Annotated in this window: 23 protein-coding genes; 17 read left to right on the forward strand and 6 right to left on the reverse strand. The window is 36.4% G+C overall.

Going from position 1 to position 22,143, the window contains the following annotated elements; genetic code table 11:
* Nucleotides 1–66: 66 nt before the first annotated feature.
* The 5 genes from EDC24_RS14465 (at nt 67) to EDC24_RS14485 (ending at nt 4,231) form a co-directional block, all read left to right on the forward strand.
* The gene (locus EDC24_RS14465) at nt 67–1,089 is read left to right on the forward strand and encodes a hypothetical protein (protein ID WP_124223797.1); all 1,023 of its coding nucleotides are present in this window, start codon (nt 67–69) and stop codon (nt 1,087–1,089) included.
* A gap of 249 nt (nt 1,090–1,338) precedes the next feature.
* Entirely contained in the window at nt 1,339–1,575 is a 237-nt protein-coding gene (locus tag EDC24_RS14470) for an IDEAL domain-containing protein (protein ID WP_124223799.1), read from the forward strand.
* Nucleotides 1,576–1,711: 136 nt separating this feature from the next.
* Complete coding sequence (locus EDC24_RS14475) at nt 1,712–2,455, forward strand: D-alanyl-D-alanine carboxypeptidase family protein (protein ID WP_124223800.1); 744 nt, start codon at nt 1,712–1,714, stop codon at nt 2,453–2,455.
* Between the two features lie 113 nt (nt 2,456–2,568).
* Nucleotides 2,569–3,963 carry a class II fumarate hydratase gene (gene fumC, locus EDC24_RS14480; protein ID WP_124223802.1) on the forward strand — a complete coding sequence of 465 codons (1,395 nt, stop codon included), beginning with the start codon at nt 2,569–2,571 and terminating at the stop codon, nt 3,961–3,963.
* A gap of 67 nt (nt 3,964–4,030) precedes the next feature.
* Entirely contained in the window at nt 4,031–4,231 is a 201-nt protein-coding gene (locus EDC24_RS14485) for an alpha/beta-type small acid-soluble spore protein (protein WP_124223804.1), read from the forward strand.
* A gap of 160 nt (nt 4,232–4,391) precedes the next feature.
* Here EDC24_RS14485 and EDC24_RS14490 read toward each other — a convergent pair whose 3' ends face one another.
* Complete coding sequence (locus EDC24_RS14490) at nt 4,392–4,589, reverse strand: hypothetical protein (RefSeq protein ID WP_124223806.1); 198 nt, start codon at nt 4,587–4,589, stop codon at nt 4,392–4,394.
* 119 nt (nt 4,590–4,708) lie between these two features.
* Between EDC24_RS14490 and EDC24_RS14495 the strand changes: the two genes are divergently transcribed.
* On the forward strand, nt 4,709–5,845 hold the full coding sequence (locus EDC24_RS14495) for a DUF445 domain-containing protein (protein WP_124223807.1): 1,137 nt from the start codon (nt 4,709–4,711) through the stop codon (nt 5,843–5,845).
* A gap of 69 nt (nt 5,846–5,914) precedes the next feature.
* Nucleotides 5,915–6,274, forward strand: a complete 360-nt coding sequence (locus EDC24_RS14500) for a YlbF/YmcA family competence regulator (protein WP_124223809.1) — start codon at nt 5,915–5,917, stop codon at nt 6,272–6,274.
* Nucleotides 6,275–6,311: 37 nt separating this feature from the next.
* Here EDC24_RS14500 and EDC24_RS14505 read toward each other — a convergent pair whose 3' ends face one another.
* Nucleotides 6,312–6,497, reverse strand: coding sequence for a YhzD family protein (locus EDC24_RS14505; RefSeq protein WP_124223810.1), 186 nt, complete (start codon nt 6,495–6,497; stop codon nt 6,312–6,314).
* A 152-nt stretch (nt 6,498–6,649) separates the two neighbouring features.
* Here EDC24_RS14505 and EDC24_RS14510 point away from each other — a divergent pair, with 152 nt between their 5' ends.
* From EDC24_RS14510 to EDC24_RS14535, 6 genes are read left to right on the forward strand one after another with little or no spacing between them, the layout of a single operon-like run.
* Nucleotides 6,650–7,876, forward strand: coding sequence for a metallophosphoesterase family protein (locus tag EDC24_RS14510; protein WP_124223812.1), 1,227 nt, complete (start codon nt 6,650–6,652; stop codon nt 7,874–7,876).
* On the forward strand, nt 7,869–10,820 hold the full coding sequence (locus tag EDC24_RS14515) for an ATP-binding protein (RefSeq protein ID WP_124223814.1): 2,952 nt from the start codon (nt 7,869–7,871) through the stop codon (nt 10,818–10,820). The genes EDC24_RS14510 and EDC24_RS14515 overlap by 8 nt, the downstream gene beginning before the upstream one ends.
* A 15-nt stretch (nt 10,821–10,835) precedes the next feature.
* Nucleotides 10,836–11,777: a 3'-5' exoribonuclease YhaM gene (yhaM, locus tag EDC24_RS14520; RefSeq protein ID WP_124223816.1), complete on the forward strand. Its 942-nt coding sequence runs from the start codon at nt 10,836–10,838 to the stop codon at nt 11,775–11,777.
* Between the two features lie 20 nt (nt 11,778–11,797).
* Nucleotides 11,798–12,748, forward strand: coding sequence for an AAA family ATPase (locus EDC24_RS14525; RefSeq protein ID WP_124223817.1), 951 nt, complete (start codon nt 11,798–11,800; stop codon nt 12,746–12,748).
* Nucleotides 12,748–13,956, forward strand: a complete 1,209-nt coding sequence (locus EDC24_RS14530) for a DUF58 domain-containing protein (protein ID WP_124223819.1) — start codon at nt 12,748–12,750, stop codon at nt 13,954–13,956. Before EDC24_RS14525 ends, EDC24_RS14530 begins: the two co-directional genes overlap by 1 nt.
* A complete protein-coding gene (locus EDC24_RS14535) occupies nt 13,946–15,172 on the forward strand; it encodes a hypothetical protein (protein ID WP_124223821.1) in 1,227 nt (408 codons plus the stop codon). Before EDC24_RS14530 ends, EDC24_RS14535 begins: the two co-directional genes overlap by 11 nt.
* 23 nt (nt 15,173–15,195) lie before the next feature.
* On the opposite strand, the gene EDC24_RS14540 is transcribed toward EDC24_RS14535, so the two are convergent.
* The gene (locus EDC24_RS14540; RefSeq protein ID WP_124223822.1) at nt 15,196–16,098 is read right to left on the reverse strand and encodes a peptidylprolyl isomerase; all 903 of its coding nucleotides are present in this window, start codon (nt 16,096–16,098) and stop codon (nt 15,196–15,198) included.
* A 153-nt stretch (nt 16,099–16,251) separates the two neighbouring features.
* On the opposite strand from EDC24_RS14540, the gene EDC24_RS14545 reads away from it, so the two are divergent.
* On the forward strand, nt 16,252–16,341 hold the full coding sequence (locus tag EDC24_RS14545; protein ID WP_124223824.1) for a YjcZ family sporulation protein: 90 nt from the start codon (nt 16,252–16,254) through the stop codon (nt 16,339–16,341).
* A 369-nt stretch (nt 16,342–16,710) separates the two neighbouring features.
* Here the strand turns inward: EDC24_RS14545 and EDC24_RS14555 are convergent, their stop codons facing one another.
* The 3 genes from EDC24_RS14555 to EDC24_RS14565 all read right to left on the reverse strand — a co-directional run bounded on the left by EDC24_RS14555 (nt 16,711) and on the right by EDC24_RS14565 (nt 18,524).
* The gene (locus EDC24_RS14555) at nt 16,711–17,253 is read right to left on the reverse strand and encodes a DUF3267 domain-containing protein (protein WP_124223827.1); all 543 of its coding nucleotides are present in this window, start codon (nt 17,251–17,253) and stop codon (nt 16,711–16,713) included.
* A gap of 169 nt (nt 17,254–17,422) precedes the next feature.
* Nucleotides 17,423–17,947: an HTH-type transcriptional regulator Hpr gene (locus tag EDC24_RS14560; RefSeq protein ID WP_124223828.1), complete on the reverse strand. Its 525-nt coding sequence runs from the start codon at nt 17,945–17,947 to the stop codon at nt 17,423–17,425.
* 94 nt (nt 17,948–18,041) lie between these two features.
* Nucleotides 18,042–18,524, reverse strand: coding sequence for a GbsR/MarR family transcriptional regulator (locus EDC24_RS14565; RefSeq protein ID WP_124223830.1), 483 nt, complete (start codon nt 18,522–18,524; stop codon nt 18,042–18,044).
* A gap of 301 nt (nt 18,525–18,825) precedes the next feature.
* Here EDC24_RS14565 and EDC24_RS14570 point away from each other — a divergent pair, with 301 nt between their 5' ends.
* The 3 genes from EDC24_RS14570 (at nt 18,826) to EDC24_RS14580 (ending at nt 21,840) form a co-directional block, all read left to right on the forward strand.
* The gene (locus EDC24_RS14570; protein ID WP_124223832.1) at nt 18,826–20,025 is read left to right on the forward strand and encodes a quaternary amine ABC transporter ATP-binding protein; all 1,200 of its coding nucleotides are present in this window, start codon (nt 18,826–18,828) and stop codon (nt 20,023–20,025) included.
* Nucleotides 20,015–20,860 (forward strand): ABC transporter permease, encoded by an 846-nt coding sequence (locus EDC24_RS14575; RefSeq protein WP_124223833.1) that lies wholly within the window; start codon nt 20,015–20,017, stop codon nt 20,858–20,860. Before EDC24_RS14570 ends, EDC24_RS14575 begins: the two co-directional genes overlap by 11 nt.
* Nucleotides 20,861–20,928: 68 nt before the next feature.
* Nucleotides 20,929–21,840 carry a glycine betaine ABC transporter substrate-binding protein gene (locus tag EDC24_RS14580; protein ID WP_124223835.1) on the forward strand — a complete coding sequence of 304 codons (912 nt, stop codon included), beginning with the start codon at nt 20,929–20,931 and terminating at the stop codon, nt 21,838–21,840.
* Nucleotides 21,841–22,143 lie beyond the last annotated feature (303 nt).

The following is a 22,143-nucleotide window of genomic DNA, read 5'->3' on the forward strand; positions in this document are numbered from 1 at the left end:
AATACCCCCAAACCATTATGTGCTTCATCGTAAATTATGAGTGAAATACACAAAAGAGGTGATCAGATGAAGCGCAACAAAACGATTCATTCCTTAACTGCTGCTACATTAACGGCATCATTAGTCTTAGCGCCACTAGGTGTTTCAGCAGACAATCACGACACTGACGATCAAGAAGATAGTCAGGAAGTACAGGTGACATTGGAAGAGAAGTTATTTTCTTATTATGGTAAAACTCACAGCCAACTAGCATTAGCACTAGAAGAAAATGATTCTGAGCGCCTACAACAACTCTTGAATTGGTCATTAGAACAAATTCAAGAATCCGAGGCACTTTATGAAGAAGGAAATGAGGAAGAAGCTAATTTAGTTTTAGAAGAAGCTTTAACTATCTTAGAACAATCAGAGGAATCTCAAGATTCTGATGAAGAAGAGTCATCAGAAGAAGACGGCTCTGAAGAAGAAAACGGTGAAGAAGAGAATCAAGAAGAAGAAACTACAGAAGATGAAGAATCTAACGAAGAATCATCTAATGAAGAAGAATCCAATGAAGACGATGAGTCTAACGAAGAACAAGAAGAAGAGGACTCCGAAGTTGTCGGTCAGAATGTGCTTTCATTAGCTACAAACATGGAAAAAGTTAAAAATCCAGTAGCTAAATCAGCATTGAAGCGTAATGTTGAGCGCTCTTTAGATCGTCTAGAAGCTAAGTATGATGACTTATCGGACCTTTATGAACAACTAAATGAAATTACTGACGAATTCCAAACTGAAGAAGACACAGATCAAGAGGAATCAACTGAAGAAGAAACAGACCAAGAAGAGTCAACTGAAGAAGATTCAAGTGATGAAAGTGAAAATACTGAAGAATCAACTGAAGAAAATAACGAAACGACTGTAGAAGAAAAAGAAGAGGACTCGGAAGTTCGCGTAGAATCTGATCGCGAAGAAAACTTCGAAGTTCACCCTTCTGAAAAAGCCAAAGAAATGGGCAAAAACAAATCAAAAGATAAAGGACCAAAAGATAAGAAGGGTCCTAAAGGTAACAAAGGACCTGGAAACGGTAATGGCAAAGGACCTAACAACTAAATTTTGGTGAACTCTTCGCTATTATAGCGAAGTTCATATACACCTCTCTCCCAACAAGAGGCTTTTCCTGACATGTTGAATACATGTCAGGAATTTTTTTGTTTTAAAGAGTGTGTTTCGTGATATATAACCTATAAATTCATTTTCCTTTTAAAAATCAACAAAATTTTTTGTATATTTTCTGAATATTGTTGCAATTTTTGATGATTTTTTATTATAATAGAAAAAAGGGAGTAAGGGGGAGAAAAGATGAAAAAACAAGTGACCTCTTATGTGCTCATTAGATACCAATTTCCAAAGCGGGTAGCCATTAAAGCCAAAAGGGAAGTCCCGTATGACATTAAATTGGCCGCACGATTAGTGTTAGATGAATTAGTATTTATGTGGAATAAAAATGCTTTAGAAGAGCAAATTAACATAGCGATTGATCAAGACGATCAACAAACGTTTCATGAATTAAGTAAACGATATGCTAAATATCTTTAGCTTGAGTAAAAAGCCGCCCTAGATGAGGTGGCTTTTTGCTTTGAAAAAAATTAAAAACAGTAAAATGGTCTTTGGTCAAAACAAATAGAGAGTGTTAACATAGTAGTTAGAAATAGAGAGTACAGAAAGGGATAATATGAGGAAAATAATTTTATTTACAGTAGGAATCTTACTTTTAGCAGGTTGTACATCTGAGTCAGACAAAAGTTATGACGGCAATTTATTAGCAGAAACTGAGAATACATTGGAACAAAAGGAAGCGCCTGAATTACCCGAACCAGAGCAAGTAGACGAAGATGGAAATGTCATTGTGAACAACCCTCATGCCATTGATGTCATTGTGAACAAAGACAGACGATTACCAATGGATTTCGAGCCGAAAAATTTAGTCGAACCTAATGTAAAAAATGATCATTCTACAAAAAAACTTATGAGAAAAGAAGCCGCCGATGCACTAGAGGAGTTATTTGCTGGGGCTGAAGAAGCAGGTTATGAACTTTATGCACAATCAGGGTATCGCTCGATTGATACTCAGCGAAGAATATATAATAATAATGTAAATACAAGGGGACAAGAATGGGCTGATAAATATTCAGCAGTTCCAGGGCACAGTGAGCACCATACAGGTCTTACAATGGATGTGACGATTGCTGCACTAGCATTTAATCTTGAAAATTCCTTCGGCAATACTCCAGAAGGTCAATGGGTTGCAGAACATGCCCATGAATACGGTTTTGTCATTCGTTATCCTGAAGGAAAAAGCGACATCACAGGTTACAGCTATGAACCTTGGCACTTAAGGTATTTTGGAGAAGAAATGGCAACAGATATTTATGAGTCAGGTTTAACAGTAGAAGAATATTTTGGATTAGTGGAATAAGAGTGCATATGACGTGCACTCTTTTTTAGTAATTGGTAGTTTGTTATTCGTTTTTGTAAAGGTTTTTTGATATGATAAAAGTGAAAAGATACAAGCTATAAGGAGGATGTCTCATGGATTATCGTATTGAAAAAGATACGCTTGGTGAAATTAAAGTTCCAAGTGATAAATATTGGGGAGCTCAAACACAACGTAGTAAACAAAACTTTCCGATTGGAAATGAAGAAATGCCTCAGGAGATCGTTGAAGGTTTTGCGATTTTAAAGAAAAGCGCTGCACGCGCTAATGAAGAATTAGGATTATTAGAGTCAGAAAGAGCAGACGCCATTGCTCATGCGGCTGATGAAATATTAGCTGGAAACTTACAAGAGCATTTCCCACTAGTCGTTTGGCAAACTGGAAGTGGTACGCAATCAAATATGAACGTGAACGAAGTAATTGCGCATGTAGGCAACAAATGGCTGGAAGAAAAAGGGAAAGAGACTCGGCTACATCCTAACGATGACGTGAATAAATCACAAAGTTCAAATGATACATTCCCTACTGCTTTACATATAGCGTCTGTTAAGAAGGTTGAAGAGCATGTTTTACCTGCATTAGAGAAAATGAAGCAAACGCTTAAAGAAAAATCAGATGCTTATAGTGAAATAGTAAAAATCGGACGTACGCACCTTCAAGATGCCACGCCATTAACATTAGGACAAGAAATTAGCGGTTGGCATCGTATGTTAGAAAAAACCGAGAATATGATCAAAGATACTTTAAAATACGTTCGAGAAATTGCTTTAGGCGGTACTGCAGTAGGGACAGGAATTAATGCACATCCTGAATTTGCGGTAACGGTCGCTAAGAAAATTAATGATGAGACAAACGGTACTTTTATTTCAGCGCCCAACAAATTCCATGCTTTAACTAGCCATGATGAGTTAGTTCATACACATGGTGCATTAAAGGGATTAGCCGCGGATCTGATGAAAATTGCGAACGACGTGCGTTGGTTAGCAAGTGGGCCGCGTTGTGGAATTGGTGAGATTTCGATTCCTGCAAATGAACCTGGAAGTTCCATCATGCCAGGTAAAGTCAATCCAACTCAAAGTGAAGCTATTACAATGGTAACAGCACACGTGATGGGTAACGATGCCGCAATTGGTTTTGCAGCAAGTCAAGGTAACTTTGAACTTAATGTGTATAAACCAATGATTGGCTATAACTTCCTGCAATCTTGTCAATTATTAGGTGACAGCATGGAATCATTCACAGATCGTTGCTTAGTTGGCTTAGAGCCAGATGAGGAAAAAATCGAACAATACTTAAGCGATTCACTAATGCTAGTTACTGCATTAAATCCTCATATTGGTTACGAAAATGCTGCTAAAATCGCCAAATATGCACACGAAAATCGTTTAACGTTACGTGAAGCGGCAGAAGAGACAGGCATTCTATCTGGTGATGAATTTGACAAGCTCGTCGTGCCAAAAGAAATGACGAAACCAAACGCTAAAAAGTAGCCAAAAATTACCGTAAATAAGTTTCATCCTCCTGTAGAAAATATGGATACACAGGAGGTGAGACACAATGGCACAAAACAACAACTCAAATCAATTAGTAGTACCAGGTGTTGCTCAAGCTTTAGATCAAATGAAAACAGAAATTGCACAAGAATTTGGTGTTCAGCTTGGACCAGACACAACTTCACGCGCTAACGGTTCAGTTGGTGGTGAAATCACAAAGCGTCTAGTACAAATGGCAGAACAACAATTAGGTGGATCACAGTAACAAAACGTCAATAAAACCTCTAAACAATAAAAAACAGATTTAGAGCAGGTAAGAGAAAATCAATAAAACCTCTTGCCTGCTAGATAATATGGAGGGGGTCATTACGGCCCTCTTTTCTTATGTAAAAGAAACCTCCCCATAAAGAGGAGGTTCATCTATACTACTCATCATCCGGTGTTTCACGTTTGGTCGGACTGAAGGGTTCGTCATTTTTGCGAATTTCATGGGTTTCGCCAATTTGTACTTGACTATAAGTTGGCCTTACATATCCACCGGCTAAACCTTCATTAAGCATTCGGTCCACATCAAGGTCATACTTGCTACGGCTATCTTCGTCTCGATTTCCCGGTTTGGCCAATATCACAACCTCCTTTCGTTTGTTTATAGTTTGCGCACTGAATAATTCGTCAATACTGGTAATAAATCGGTATTCATGATAAAAATATATAGGAATACACGCACAAAAAGGGTGAAAATATGAACGTAGCATTTATCATAATCATGATGGTTCTTATAGGTGCATTAATCGGGGGGATGACCAACTATTTAGCAATTAAAATGTTGTTCAGACCTTATGAGCCAGTCTACATTGGAAAATGGCGACTTCCTTTTACCCCGGGGTTAATTCCGAAACGACGTGAAGAACTTGCAGCGCAGCTCGGAAAAGTCGTAACGGATTATCTTGTGACGAGTGACTCGTTGGAACGAAAGGTAGTTGATCCACAATTTCAACAACAAATGGTCAGCATGATAAATCGTCAAATTGATGATGTTGTTGACCGCAAGTTAACGACAATTGAATTGTTGCAAAAGATAAATCCTAACTTTGAACTTAATCAAGTTGAACAAGAAGTAGATCAGTTTATCTCGAAAAAGCTGCACCAGCTCTACGAACAATATAAAAACCAAAGCTTAGAGGACATTCTTCCGCATGACGTCGCGCAAAATATTGAGCGAAACTTACCAGAGTTATCGGATTATGTATTAACGCAAATAGAAGGCTTTTTATTGAGTGAAGAAGGCAAACAGAAGATATCAGATAGTGCTTCGAAGTTTTTGCAAACACAAGGCTTTTTAGGCAATATGGTTTCATCTTATCTAGGTGAAGACGGCTTAGCTGAGAAGATTACCCCAGCCATAACAATGTTTCTAAATTCAGATGAGACAAAACACTCTGTCGAGAACTTAATTCGAAAAGAATGGGAAAAATTGAAAGGCCAGAACCTTGATGAAATTCGAATGAATCTAGGCAATCCAGCTATAGAAGATCAAGTATCAGATATTCTTCTGAATGAACTTGATATAACATCTGTAGCTAATAATCCTATTGGTGAGTTAATGTCTGATTATATAAGCAATATTAAACGAACATGGGTACCTAACCTTGTTAAGCAGTTACTGCTCCAGTTATCAAAACAAATGCCAGTTTTATTAAAACAACTTGATTTATATGATTTAGTGAAGAAAGAAGTCGAGTCGTTTGATGTGTCTAGAATCGAACGGTTGGTGTTAGAAATTACAAAACGAGAAATGAATATGATTACATATTTAGGTGCTTTTCTCGGTGGAATGATTGGATTGATTCAAGGAGTAATCGTAATACTAATCGCCTGAGGATATGACTATACAGCAAGTCTATTCTTTGGTACAGTGGGTAAGTAATGAACTATTAGGAGGTATATTGTGGCTAATATTTATGATTTAGCTTATGACCTTGAAAAAGGTCTAAGAAACAGTGATGAATTTCAAGATTTAAAACAAGCTTACGACAAAGTAATGAACGACCCTCAAACGAAGAAGATGTTTGATGATTTCCGTGAAACACAGCTTAACCTTCAACAAAAACAAATGCAAGGTGAAGAAATTACGGAAGAAGAAGTAAACCAAGCGAAACAAGTTGTTGAACTTGTCCAACAACAGGAAGATATCTCAAAACTAATGGAAGAAGAACAGCGCTTAAACAATTTAATTTCTGACATTAGTAAAGTCATCACAAAGCCATTAGAAGAGCTTTATGGTGAAGAAGGCGAAGGCCAACAATAAAGCGAAACCCGAGTCAGCGGACTCGGGTTTTTCTATATTATCGATGAAACAGTAATAGTCGTGCATCTGGTGACACTAAGCGATGCGTTTCTTCTTCAAAATTTTGTTCCTTAAGCTTCTCAGTGCCTATTGTTTTCGCTTCATCATCACCATTAGCTTCAATTTGCTCATTTAATATGGCTTCACCTTTTTTAGAATAAACTGTTAGAAAGTATGTTTTCATGATTAATCCCCCTTCAATCTATCTAATTTAACTATATGGATTTTTTTGATTTTTGTAAATAGTAAAGGAATTATGTCTGAATATAAACCGAACGTGCATTCGTGTTTTGGATTTGGTAAAATAGAGATATAACAAATTTTGGAGGTTTAAATATGGGGAAAAATATTCGATTTATACATAGTGCTGACCTGCACTTAGATAGCCCATATAAAGGATTGAAAGGTTTGCCAGATCGTATTTTTCAAGATATTAAGACGAGTACGATGACAGCCTTCAATCGCTTAATTGATTTAGCTATTGATTTAAATGTTGACCTCCTCTTAATCGTTGGGGATCTATTTGACCAAGAGTCAACATCAATTAAATCTTCTTTGCAATTAAAAAAAGGATTAGAACGTTTGAATCAACAAGGCATCAAAGTTTATATCAGTTATGGCAACCATGATTATATGATGCAAGATAAAGTTAATTTAACTTTTCCAGAAAATACATATGTCTTTCCCTCACACGAAGTGACTAACGCCGTTTTTGAAAAAGACGGAGAGAGAGTTGCTGAAATTAGCGGGTTTAGCTACTATAGCCAATCAGTAAAAGAGCGTATGGTCGAGAATTATCGCAAAACGAGTGATGCACCTTATCATATTGCTACCTTACACGGCAGCTTACAAGGTCAGGATGAACACGCTGTATATGCCCCGTTCTCACTAGGAGACCTAAAAAAAGTCGATGCGAATTATTGGGCTTTAGGTCATATTCATAAACGTGAATGGATTATGGATGAACCTTACGCAGTCTATCCAGGGAATATACAGGGGCGTCATATGAAAGAAACTGGTGAGAAGGGTTGTTATTTAGTAGAACTCTCAGATCATCAGACTGACCTCAACTTTTATTCTCTACAAGAAGTCGTATTTACTGAAGAAGAAATTGCTTTGGATAATGTTCATTTAATAGATGATCTAATCGAAAAACTTCAAAGTGTAAAAAAGACCTTAAGGCAGGAACACCAAAAATACGTGGTGCGGATGCAGGTTCATTTGAATGAAGCAAGTGAACTAACTCTAGATTCAGAACAAATAGAAGATGTGTTATCCGTTTTGAACGAAGAGGAAGAGGATGAACCTTATTGGATATGGTTCAGCGAATTAAACGTTCAAGAACCTCAAATCATCTCGGAAGACCTATCCAAAACAAACCTCTTTGTATCTGAAGTGTTACAAACCATTAAGCAAACAGAAGATCTAGATGATTATCTTGAAGATTTATTAAAACACAAAATTTTCAGGCGACATACAGCGTTTGACCAAGAACGTTTTCAAGAAGAAGTCAAACAAGAAGCCGAACAAATGATTTTACACGAACTTTTAAGAAATGGGTGAGAAGATGCGGATTAAAGAGTTGGATCTTGTGTCATTTGGAAAATGGAATCAAAAGAAATTGCATTTAACAAATGGTCTCAATACCTTTTATGGGCCAAACGAATCCGGTAAGTCAACGCTTAGAATGTTTTTAACATATGTATTTTTTGGCTTAAAGGCTGATGAGCGGGAGCGATATCGATCAAAGCTGGATGGACAATTGGGTGGACGGGTTGTTCTAGAGGAAGATGGAGAAGAATGGACGTTTGAGCGATTTTCTCATAAACAAAATGGACACAGAGTTGTTTATAAGCAAGGTGAGGTGTCTAATGAAGACCGTGTGAAACAACTGTTAAAAGGGTTAGACCGTTTCTTGCTAGAGTCCATTTTTTCATTTCAGGACCGTGACTTACAAACGATTCGTCAGTATCAAACAGATGATATCGGAAAATTATTGTTTAACATTGGACTAACTGGTTCTGAGCGTATTTCTGAACTGGAATCTAAGCTGGACAATCATTCTGATGATTTATTTAAAAAACAGGGTAAAAAACCAGAGTTGAATCAAAAATTAACTGAATTAAAACAATTAGATACGCGTATTTCTGAAGCAAATGAACGTGAGCATGAGCATCACACCTTATATCAAGAGGTTACCGGTTTAGAAAAACAGATAGAACAGCTTAAGGTAGACGAACAACAGCTTTTACAAGATATAAGGCATCATGAAAAACTACTTCAGTCAAAGTCTTCAATCGTTAATTATCAATTACTACAAAATAAAATTCAAAAACTGAAATTTGTCTATAACTTTCCACGAGACGGTCGAAAACGTTTTGAAGAATTAATGGAAAAACGTCAATCATTCGATAAAGAACATAATGTTTTAACCTCAACGATCCAGAATTTAGAAAATCAATTGACTGACCTAAAAACTAAAAGCCAGTATGAAAATTGGTCAATAAATTTAACAGAATGTAAAGAACTACTAAATCGAGTGCAACGTGCACAATCAAATGTTGAAAAACTAAAGAAAGAACAGCAACAGCTGACGTTTGAGTTTAATAAAATTCAGGACGATCTAGGGTTAACATTTGAAGCAGAAGAGATGAAAGAGTTATCACTTGGCCACTATACAAAAGAAACGTGGCGACGCATTGCAAACCAATGGGAAGACCTTCAAAGTAAGGTGAGCTCTCTTAATAAACAATATCGAGCGAAGCAAGAGGAGCTAAATCAAGAAGAGCAACAGAAAGAAGAACTTCAACAGCAAATGTTAAGTGAAACTGAAGAAGAAAAACTACAAGAACGTCTAGATGACCTTAGATTATCCGAACAAAAAGAGCTGCTGAAAGAGCAATTTAGAGATCAACTTAGACATCAACAAAATTCCTTAAGCCATGTGAAACAATTTTTTAATATGGCAAAAGTGGGGATACCAGTAACCTTGATCTTAGCCTTTATTATAAACGGTGTTTTTAACGGATTTACCTCAGGAGTTAGTTATGGACTAGGCGCATTTGGGTTAATCGTATCAATAATCTCAATTATGTTGATTCAAAAGCAGCAGCAAAAATTAAACAATATGAGTCATGGTCAAGAAGAAGCAAATAGTTATGATGAACAACAGTTAATGACGGTAAAACAGAAGTTAAATAAGCAAAAACAAGATCAAAACAAATTAGACGAAATTGTAAAGCGTATTTATGTGATTGAATCGAATAGGTCAGATATTAAAACAGATTTAGATCACACAAAGGAACAACTATCAGAACTTGAAAAACAAATTGATCAAGAAATTGAGAAATTCCCGTTTTTATCACAATATGAGCTTTATTTCTGGCCCAATGTCCACGAGCAATTGTTACAAGGTAAATCAGTTTCAGAACAACTTATACAAAAGGAAATAGAGCTAGACTCACAGAAAGAAATACTGCATCATGATGAGCAACAGTTAAAAGAGCTCTACACATTGTATGAACCTAATACGAGTTCAGACCAATTAGATATACTCTCTAACGTTATGCAAGACCGATTAGAACAAGAAGAAAAATGGCAAAGAGAAATCGAACAAAAACAACAATGGATTGAAGACTACCATCAGGAACTCAAGCAGATCAAGGCTGCTCAAGAACCATATGAACAATCATTGAATCAATTGTATAGGCAGGCCTCAGTTGATAATGAAAATGAGTTTAGACGTCAGTTGCAGCATTACGAAGAGTATTTAAATTTAAACGAGCAATTGGATCAAACATATCAATTAATTTATGAAATTTTTCAAGAGAAAACAGATCAAATTCTTAAGAAAAGTTACGATTGGGATGAATTAGAGGCATGGTTATCGGATAAACAAAATCAGCAGAGTACCACTGAACAAACGCTGGAAAATCATAGGCAAAAACTATCAGAAAAAAGAGCCCAAATTAAAAATCTCGAAGAAGACGGCATTTTATCCGACTTAGTTCACGAACGATCACAACTTGAAGAGGAAATTTATGAGTTAGCCAAAAAATGGGCAGTGTCTAAAACAGCTCAAGGATTTATACGAGATACAAAATACAGGTACCAAAATGTGTATTTACCTGATATTATGGAACAAACGAAGAAATATTTTGACAAATTAACAGACGGACATTATCAAAACTTGTCGTTTACTCAAGATGAGACAATTTTAGTTCAACATGTTAATGGTGATTGGTTTAATTTAAACCAGTTGTCAGAAGGAACGGCGGATCAGCTCTATATTTCACTTCGATTTGCGCTAAACGACTCGCTAAAACGCTTAATTAATGTGCCGTTTATATTAGATGATGCTTTTGTCCACTTTGATGAAAACCGAAAAGAACAAGTTTTAGACCAGTTAAGAAGACTGTCGCACGACCAACAAATGCTTTATTTTACTTGCTATGAAAAAGATTTAGAACATCTAGAAGGCGAGATGCTTCAATTAAATGTAAGTTAAAGGGGAGAGATTAAAATGAGTCAGGGAATCGCCCATGTCTCTGTAGGGGAACAATTTGAAGGATATCTTTTAATTAAGTCTGCTGATAAAGGTGTTGCCAGTAATGGTAAGCCATTTTTAACTATCATATTTCGCGATCGTTCCGGGGAAATCGACGCCAAGCTTTGGGAGGTCATGAAAGATGATGAAGAGGTCATCACACCAGAAAGTGTCGTCCATGTTCAAGGGGATATAAGACAGTTTCGAGGAAAACCTCAATTAAACATCCGCCAAATCAGATTAGCAACAGCTGCTGATGGTATACATCCGGAAGATTTTATGGAAAAAGCACCCGTTCCTGTTGAAGAACTTCAAGAATATATGACAAAAACAATCTTTGAAATGCGAAATCCAAATGTACAACGAATCATTCGTTATTTTATTAAAAAATATGAGCATGAATTGTTCACTTATCCGGCAGCTACGAAAAATCATCATGAGTATGCAGCTGGGTTAGCACATCACATTGTGTCAATGCTGAAACTAGGAAAACAGTTATCGGAATTGTATCCGACACTTAATACAGATTTATTGTATGCGGGTATTATTTTACATGATATCGGTAAGGTTCAGGAGTTATCGAGTCCAATGTCTCCTAGTTACACATTGGAAGGTAAATTATTAGGTCATATTACGATCATGATTGATGAAGTCGAGTTGGCTGCCAACGAACTGGGAATTGAAGGTGAAGAAGTATTACTTCTTAAACATATGATTTTATCGCATCATGGTAAAGCAGAGTGGGGAAGTCCAAAACCACCTCAAATACGGGAAGCTGAAGTCCTTCACTTAATTGATTTAATGGATGCCAAAATGAATATGTTGGACCGTTCATTAGAAAAAGTGAAACCTGGTGAGTTTACTGACCGTATTTACCCATTAGAGAACCGTTCTTTTTATAAACCGACGATTGAATAAAGAAACAGGGGGAGAGGATTATGAGTTTACAAGAGTTTGTGAATGATATAAAAAGTAAAGTGGGGAGTGTAATCATTGGTCAAGGTGATACCGTTGAATTGATTTCAAACGCTCTCGTAAACGAAGGACATGTTTTATTAGAAAGTGTCCCTGGTACAGGTAAAACGATGTTATCTAAAAGTATTGCTAAGTCGATTGAGGGGGAGTTTAAACGAATTCAGTTCACACCAGATGTTCTACCATCTGATATTACAGGTATACACTTTTTTAATCCTAAAGATCAGCAATTCGAATTACGTCTAGGACCTGTTGTGACAAACGTTTTATTAGCGGATGAGATTAACCGTGCAACCCCACGAACTCAATCTGCTTTATTAGAAGTTATGGAAGAAAAGCAAGTGACCATTGATGGTACAACTGTGCCAATTGAACCGCCGTATATGGTGATTGCGACTCAAAATCCAATTGAATCACAACAAGGTACATTTGAATTACCTGAGGCTCAAATGGATCGTTTTTTTATGAAAATTGATATGGGGTATCCAACATTTGAACAAGAACAAGAAATCATGCACACGCATAAACAATCAAATCCATTAGATGAACTTACATCAAGCATTACTAAAGAACAATTATTCCAGTATCAACATGAAGTTAAAGACATCTATTTATCTGATGAACTAGAAAAATATTTATTATCAGTCGTTCGTGCAACTAGAGAGAGCAATTTAACACAAGTTGGGGTAAGTCCGCGGGGAACCTTGGCGTTAATGAGATCCGTTCAAGCTCGTGCAGCGATTAATGGTCGTGATTATGTCACGCCAGAAGATATTAAAGAAATGGCTCCTTACGTTTTATCTCACCGCCTCGTTCTAACGTTAGAAGCAGCTACGAAGAATAATCAGCTTGAAGTAATGGAGGAGATTTTGAGTACAGTAGAAGTACCGGTTGAAATCGGAGTCGAACGCTAATGTTTAAGAAAAGAATTAGAAGTTCGAACCTTTATTTATGGTTAACACTTCCAGGTGCTTTCTTTATTATTTTTAGTTTGTTTGAATCAATTGGCCAGTTCCCGGTTTTAATGCTATGTGGTATTTTTTTAATTTTGTTACATGTGTTTAGTCAGTTCTACGACAAACATGTAGATGATTATTTGGTAATTGAAAATCCAGAACGTATTGTCAGGTGTTATCCTGGTGATCAAGCAGAGCTTTATTTGTGGTTTAAGCAAAGAGGTATATTACCTATCATTAATGCTAAAATTGTGGTGACGTATGATCTCGTTTTAGAGTCTAACATTAGTAGCAGTTCGAAATCGACGAATAATGAAACTGTCGAATTACCTTTAACCTTGTTAAGTTTTGAAAGCAAAAAGGTAACCTTACCTGTCATAGCAAAATCAAGAGGTGTTGGGAAGGTTCGATCTATAAAGATTGTTGTTCCAAACTTGTTAGGGTTCGGCGAAATTGATCTGATTTATAACCGTTTCTATAAACAAGAAGTTATTGTGTACCCATCGCTTACAGAAGTTAAAGGGATTCAATTATTAGAACCAAGGAATAACGGGGACCAACAAGCACAACATTCAATTTATGAACAACCTTTATTACAATACGGTACGCGAGACTATGTTAGTGGTGACCCCTTTAATCGAATTCATTGGAAGGCAACAGCAAAAAAAGATCAACTTCAAACGAAGGTCGTTGAGAAGGTGAATCAATTATCTTGGTGCTTTGTTGTGAACGTTAAGGTCCCTTATCACGGCGGTGTGATCGGAAAAATAGAGTATCTATTAGAACATCTAGCTTATCTCTGTCGCTATGCAACCGAAAACCAGATCCCATTTGAAATTTATATTAATGTACGTGGTCGAAAAGGAGTACCTTACATACATTTACCTCAAGGCGAGGGCCATAATCATTTAATGAGAGCATTAGAACTATTAGCAAGAGTCAATCCACTAGGTTTAACAGCACCATACGACCAAACATTAGCACATGTTAATCAACAGTATAAGCCACCTTACGTGATTCATCTAGGGACACTAGAAGCACAACATGAACAAGTATTGAATTTGTGGAGACGACAAGGTCATCGTGTTTATCATGTTGAAACGGTTGAAGGCGTCTCAGAGCTACTCCCTGTCGAGAAGAAGGGAGGCGAACAGTATGGGTCATAATGTAAACTTGATCCAAAAGGTAGCTGTCGATTTATTAGGGTTCATTATTATCATTCATGCTTATCAAATGGTGTATAGTAGTGAGATTAATACGGTCAGCTATATTATTTGGCTTTTAATATCTGTTGGCTGTTTTTGGGGATTGAGACTATGGTTTCAATCGACTCTCAGATTTGGTCATTATTTGATTCTAGCTCCGATTTTGATTTTAATCGCCTTATTACTGAATATTAGTATAACGATTGCCGTTATGATGAGTGGGTTAGCTGTCTACCGATTAATAAGGCACGAAGCGGAACCAGAGATGGAAAGTGAAAAAGTGTTTGTAGGTCTTGCGTCAGTAGCGGTATTTATAGGTTATGTTTCAGGTATTTATGGAGGTCTGCATCAAGTTAACATCATTGTTTATTTATTTTTAACTCAATTACTCTTGATGTATTTAGGGAAAATGATCCATAACTTAAGTCAGGAGAAAGGTACTGGCTTTAAAAAGAAATTATATACCGTCATTAGTGTAGGGTTTGTTACGTTTGGTAGTGCAGCGTTAATATTTGCGTTATTCCCTCTATTTCGCACCATTTATAATGTCGTTACAAGTTTTTTATTAAATAGTTTCATCTTCTTACTATCGCCTTTTTTTGAGTGGATTGAGAATATTGAGACTGATTCGGAATCGGAAGAGGTCATCCAACAAGAAGAAGGTAGTAGAGAAGAAGAGGAATCATTTGTGCCCAATGAAGCAGGAGAGACGATTATTACGAGTGAACATTTGCTTTATGGTTTTATCGTGCTTGTGGTCATCTTTATTATTGTTCTTCTATATAAATTCCGAAAAAATTTAATGCAAAATATCAATATAACGAAAGATGATGACGAGTACGATGTAGAGTCCAGTAGAACCGAACAACGAAAATTTTGGAAGTGGAGAACAAAGGCCAAGCCTCCTGAAAATGAAGTTCGCAAAGCATTTTTCAAATTAGAAAAGTGGTCGATTAATAACGGACTTGGTAGATATGTCGATGAATCGATTCATGATTGGTTAGAACGATATAAGATTCATCATTTAATTGATGATGAAGTAATACAGATTTATCGTGATGTTCGTTACGGGCAACATCAACTATCAACTGATGAGACACGCAGATTTATGAAACAAATTGGTCAAGTTAAACAACAGTTAAAACAAATGATTGCAGATAAGGGAGATAAAAAATAAGCTGGCGAGATGCCAGCTTATTTTTAGCTATTACTAGTCGTTTCGAATAGATTTTCGAATTCTTCGATTTGAATGTCAATCTCAGCTTGGTCTAACTTCTCTTGTACTTTTTCTCTTAATGCAGCTTGATCGACTTGTTTCATTGTCATTTCCTCTTCAATGGAATCTTTCATTTCTTCATAAGAATCAATGTCAGCATCGCGTTTATCTTCAATCAAAATAACGTGCCAACCAAAATCAGATTGAACTGGTTCGCTGATTTCTCCTACTTCTAAAGCATATGCTGCATCTTCAAATGGTTTAACCATATCACCTGCTGAAAAGTAGTCGAGATCCCCACCGTTACTAGCAGAACCACTATCAGTTGAATATTCACTTACTAATTCTTCAAAATCCGTTCCTTCGTTGTAAAGATCAATGACTTCTTGAGCCGTTTCTTCTTCATCGACTAATATGTGTCGTGCACGAATTTCAGTTTGTAGACGTTCATAACGATTCTTGATTTCTTCTTCTGGAATCTCGATGTCTTGAGCAGCTAACTGATATTGAATCTTACTTAATAATAGTGTGTAACGTAATTCTTTTTCGTTACTAATTCCTTGTTGTTGAAGAACCTGATTAAATTGTTGGCCTAGCTGATCTTTTGTTTCTTGAATTTCTTCATCAATTTCTTCTAAGGTTACTTGATGATCTTCATCGAGCTCATTGTTGAGGACTTTTCTAGTAACCATACTTTGTAGAACCTTTTCACCGTGGAGTTCTTTTAACTCCTCATAAAACTCATCTTTTGTAATATCTCCAGCAGCTGTTTCTGCTACTACTTCTTGATTGTCTTCTTGCTCGTCCTCTTGATTACTTTCATCATCAGTACAAGCAGCTAAGACTGCTAGTCCAAGTGCTAACAAGATTAATAAAACTTTCTTCATATAAGTATTTCCCCCTAAAGATATGTAATGTTCTACACATAAATATATCACAATTGGACAAGAGTGTTCTATATATTTTTCTGAAAACGCCTAAACGAATGGAAAATAAAGCACATAAAATACTGTAGTTAAATAACCAAGGAGGTGAGTTGAATGAGTGGCAAAGGTTATTATGGCGAAGGGTTTGCGTTAATCGTCGTGTTGTTTATCTTATTAATTATTGTAGGTGCTGCTTGGTACTAGGGTTTAACTGAAATGGGCTATAAGAGTAACAACTATTCACTCTGGAGATCATACAGTCTTCAGAGTGTTTTTGTTTAGAGTATATTAAGAATGAAGAACGAAATCTAAAAGATTTTTTAAAATAAAAAACTCCCCCTTAAATGTTGAGGGGGGAGTGGAATTTTATACTTTTATAAATAATTGACTTCGTAATAAGAAGAAATAAGCAATATTAGCATTGAAACATTTATTGTTCTAAATACTTTGCTGCTTTTTTCTGAGGATAGCTCAGATTTTTCACAAAAGCGTTGTGCTAGTGAATTAAAAGCATATAATACAAATAAAGCAAAAGGAACATAAACAAATAGCAAAGTATCTCCTCCTAAAAAATTAAGGTGACTTGATTAGTATATCATAGTTTTCTTTGGATTTTTCTATGATGCTATTCTTCGGAGCCCTAACAAAATAAGCTAAAGCAATCCAATCAGGCAATGATATGCCTATATTAATTGATAGGCAAAGAATAATAATTGGAAAATACATTGGGAATCCAATTAATGCAACCATTAATGGCATTGTGATTAAGAGAGTTGGTGCTAGCATCGTAATAATAGATGTCTTTTTAGATAAACTCGACTTAATCTTAATTTTTAATATAGGGAAATATTTATATTTGAAACTCCAACGAAATTGGAATTCTCGATCAGTAAATAGTAATGGTATTGCATGTGCCATTTTGTGAAGTAATGGTAGTAAAATTAAACTACTCAAAACCATATATATGCTAGGTGTTTTAATTGTAACACCTTGATAGATAATTGAAAAAGGGACATACATAAATAGTAGAGTTGTAATGCCTAGCAATGTAGACAAAATAACTAACCTATTATAACCAATTTCTTTCATTACGTTAATAGATTTCCAGCAAGTCATAATAGGGCCTCCTTCATAGCAGTATATTCGATTTATTGAGTATTAGTTTTATAATAACTCTCAACGAATAATACGCTCATTGGAGGAAAATTTCAACCCTTTTTGAGTAAATTTTTTTAAGAAATTTAAATGGGTTTTGAAGTCCCATGACGACAGTCATTAGAGGGTGTTAAGTTTCGTCTTTTAAACTCTCTATAGAACGGTCTAAAATCTCTAAATATTCATCTCCATATAAATGCTTCACAATTGACTCTAGTTCTTGAAATTCAGGAAAACTACCGTAAATATTCTTTAATGGCAAAGATGCCTTCATAACACTGTTTCGCTCGGGGTCATGAGCATCCATTGTTTGTTCAAACAATCGAACGCCCTCATCTGTTAACTTAACATAAGTGCTTCGTTTGTCATCTTCTTTTTTTGAAAAGGTGATGAGTCCTCTTTGTTCAAGCTTTTTTGAAAAATTAAACGCTGTCGAAACGTGCATGACGCCAAACTTAGAAATCTCAGAAATAGTAGCGCCACGTAAATGATACGTAATCCATAGAACATGGTGTTCATTCAGGTTGAGGTCAAACGGTTTTACCCATTCTTGCCAATCCTTCTCTAATGATTTCCAAATGGCTTTCGTTAATTGTGCCATCTTATGGGAATATAAAAGCGCTTCTTGCCACGAATAAGTTTGATTATTATTCACCTAATCGACTCCCTGATTATTTTTCTATAACTTAATTTTAACATAATTCTATATGAAATAAGAGTTGGCACTGATGCCGTGCCAACTCTTCCAACTATTGGTCATATTTACTGATTTGTTCAAATACATCTTCTAATGAACGGTGAAATTTAATCGCTTCATTAATTTTGTTAGACATATTAACTTCGCGGTTGTCTTGCTGATTTAACTCTGTTCGAATCGTTTCAAGGCTCGTGATCTGTTGGTCTAATGCTTCTAACCAGCGATTAACATATGTTTTCATAAACTTCTCATATAAGTCCTTTTTAGCCTGATATAAATCTCTGCGTGCACCTTTTTTGAAAACACGCTCAATTAAATTGTAATCTAATAAAGTTCTAGAAGCAGTACTCATAGCTGTCTTACTTTTTCCTAAGGACTCTTTCATTTCATCAAGTGTCATAGGCTCCTCATTTAGAAACATCGTTACAAAAAGTTGAGATTCGGTTTTGTTTAGGGCGAACATTTCAAGTGTTTTGGAGAACTCAGAGATCATTAAATGATTAACGTGTTCGATGTTAGATGTTGTTGTATTCATTATAAAAAGTTAAAAGCCTCCTTCCGACGAAGTCCTTTTTTCTACCATAACCTACTTTAAAAATAAGTGAAACTCACAAATCACCAAGAAAAATCGAGTATTTCAAAGAAAAAACCCTTAATCGATGGCGTAAAGTTTATAAAGTTGAAACTGTACAGTCTATATGAACTGATTTGTCGGTATAGGAAATTTGAATTCTAAACGATAGTCTATTATAGTAGAAAAAGTGATTTCGTTTTACATAACGGTTTGTGCGTAGGAAAAAAGTGGTAGATTAAAAGTATGAGAGAGGTGAAAGTTAGTGCCAGTAATCAAAGTTGAAAATTTATCCAAGATTTTTGGTAAGAAAGTAAAAGAAGCACAATCTTTACTGGATCAAGGATATTTAAAAGAAGATATCCTAGAGAAAACTGGTTGTACGGTAGGGGTTAACCGTGCAAGCTTTGAAGTTGAAGAAGGCGAAGTTTTCGTAATCATGGGCTTATCTGGAAGTGGTAAATCAACGCTAGTCCGCTTACTAAATAGATTGATTGAACCAACTGAAGGTAATGTAGAAATTGATGGCGAAAATCTTGCAACAATGGATAAGAACTCATTAAGGTCCGTTCGTCGTGAAAAAATGAGTATGGTCTTTCAGAAGTTCGCTTTATTCCCTTTCCGTTCCGTTTTAGAAAATGCGGAGTTCGGTTTAGAAATTCAAGGTATTAATAAAGAAGAACGTTCTGAGAAGGCAAGTGAAGCTTTAGATCTAGTTGGATTAGGAAGTTTTTCAGAGCAATTACCTAGCCAACTTTCAGGAGGTATGCAACAGCGTGTAGGTTTGGCGCGTGCGCTTGCTAACGATCCTGAAGTGTTACTTATGGACGAGGCTTTTTCTGCGTTAGACCCACTAATTCGTAAAGATATGCAAGACGAATTGTTAGATTTACAAGAAAAGATGCAGAAAACGATCATCTTTATTACACACGATCTAGATGAAGCATTAAGAATTGGTGATCGAATTGCACTTATGAAAGACGGTTCAATTGTTCAAATTGGATCGCCTGAAGAAATTCTAATTAATCCTGCTAACGATTATGTTGAGAAGTTCGTTGAGGATGTAGATCGTTCGAAAGTATTAACGGCAGAGAAAATTATGAAACGACCAGAAACAGTCGATATTGATAAACACGGTCCTCGTGTTGCGTTAGAGCGCATTAGAGAGCAAGGTTTATCTAGTATCTTTGTGACTGACCGTTCTCGTAATCTACAAGGTTATGTTAATGCAGACGATGTATCTGCTGCGCGTAAAGAAGGTAAGTCAGATTTAAGAGATATTCTACAGACAGATGTTCCAAAAGTAGAGAAAGATACGTCAATTCAAGAAATTTTTGATTTAATTCATGATTCACCTGTGCCAGTTGCTGTTGTTGAAGAAGGAAAACTGCGCGGCATTATTGTCCGTGGTGCAGTGATCGCAGCATTGGCAAATGGAAATGGAGTGACAGAAGATGTTGAATAGCCTTGATTTACCAAAAGTTCCAATGTCCGAAGGTGTTGAAAAGGCAGTTGACTGGATAAAAGAAACTTTTGCCTGGATATTCGAACCAATTAAAGAAAATGTACCAGATTTCCTAGATTGGTTCGCAAGTTTATTAACTAGTGTACCGCCATTAATTATGATTCTAGTAATTGCGGTATTGGCATTCTTCTTAACAGGGAAGAAAATTGGTTTAACTGTTTTCACGGTTATTGGGTTACTATTTATCCAAAACCAAGGATTGTGGGAACCGTTATGCTATACATTTACGTTAGTGTTGTTTGCTAGTTTAATTTCAGTTATTGTTGGGGTTCCAGTTGGAATCTTGATGTCTAAGAGTAACTGGGCTCAAAACATTATTACACCAATATTAGACTTCATGCAGACAATGCCAGCGTTCGTATATTTAATCCCAGCCGTAGCATTCTTTAGTATCGGTATGGTACCGGGAATTTTCGCGTCATTCATTTTCGCGACACCACCGGTTGTTCGTTTTACGAACTTAGGTATTCGTCAAGTTTCAACAGAATTAGTAGAAGCAGCTGACGCTTTTGGTACAACTGGTATACAAAAGTTATTAAAAGTTGAACTACCAATGGCTAAAGCAACGATTATGGCTGGTATTAACCAAACCGTTATGTTATCACTATCAATGGTTGTTATTGCGTCAATGATCGGTGCAAAAGGTCTCGGTCGTGACGTATTATCAGCACTACAAAACGCTGATGTTGGACCAGGTTTCGTTGCTGGTACAGCGATTGTTGTATTAGCGATCTTAATTGACCGATTTACACAATTGGTTAATAAAAATGCATAGTTGGCTCCTCTCAGCTACTAGCTGAGAGTTCCATATATATATTTAAAAAGGAAAGGGGTAAATTAATTATGTTCAAAAGTACTTGGAAAAAAGTAGGATTAGCAGCTGGTTTATCATTAACGCTAATTACTGCAGCTTGCGGCGGCTCCGGAGACGGTTCTGAAGGCGACTCTGAAGAGTCTGTAAGTGAGCAGTTAGGTTATGAAATTACAGGTATCGAGTCTGGTTCAGGTGTTGTTAACGCATCAATTGATGCAACTGAAACTTATGACAACTTAGCGGGGTGGGAAGTTACACCAACTTCAAGTGGTGCAATGGCAACAGCTTTAGGTGATGCTATTGAAAATGAAGAGCCAATCATTGTAACTGGTTGGACTCCACACTGGAAGTTCGCTAAGTATGACCTTAAATACTTGAAAGATCCTGAAGGTGTTTATGGTGAAGAAGAAGTTATCAAAACAATGGTTCGTGAAGGGCTAGAAGGCGACCAACCGGAAGCTTATCAAGTATTAGATAACTTTAACTGGACAGTAGAAGACATGAACGCTGTTATGTTAGACGTTTCTGATGGTGCAGAGCCAGCAGACGCTGCTGCTGATTGGGTAGCAGAAAACGAAGAGAAAGTAAGTGAGTGGACTGACGGCGTAGAAGCTGTTGATGGTGAATCACTAAAATTAGTTTATGTTGAGTGGGACTCTGAAGTTGCTTCTACAAACGTTGTTGCAACAGTTCTAAGAGACTTAGGCTATGAAGTAGAGATTACTCCAGTTGATAACTCATTTATGTGGCAAGCAGTTGCTGAAGGTGAAGCTGACGGTATGGTAGCAGCTTGGTTACCTGCAACTCACGGAAGCCAATTTGAAGAGTATGGCGACCAAATGGTAGACCTAGGTGCAAACCTAGAAGGTGCTAAAATTGGTGCCGTAGTTCCAGAATATATGGACATCGACTCTCTAGAAGATCTAGAGCCAGCTGAATAATTGCTAAGTTAAAACTCCCGGTTGAAATTCAACCGGGAGTTTTTTGTTCGTTCTTATAGTATCCAGAACCATTTTTGGCTCGTTTAGACCCTTATTTTATTCGTTCAGACCGTTTTTGAGAACTTTTGAGTGCGAAACTTGTCGTAAAGTTTGTAAAAAATTTATTTTCAGACCTTTTGACGAAAAAAACCACCCGCAAGTAAAACTTGGTGGTGACCCCAAAAAGTTAGAGTTTTAATTATGCAGCTGATTGGCTGGTTTGAGTTCGGTATTTAACTGGACATAAACCAGCCAATTTTAATT

The organism is Aquisalibacillus elongatus (genome assembly GCF_003843875.1).
Lineage (GTDB): Bacteria > Bacillota > Bacilli > Bacillales > Alkalibacillaceae > Aquisalibacillus > Aquisalibacillus elongatus.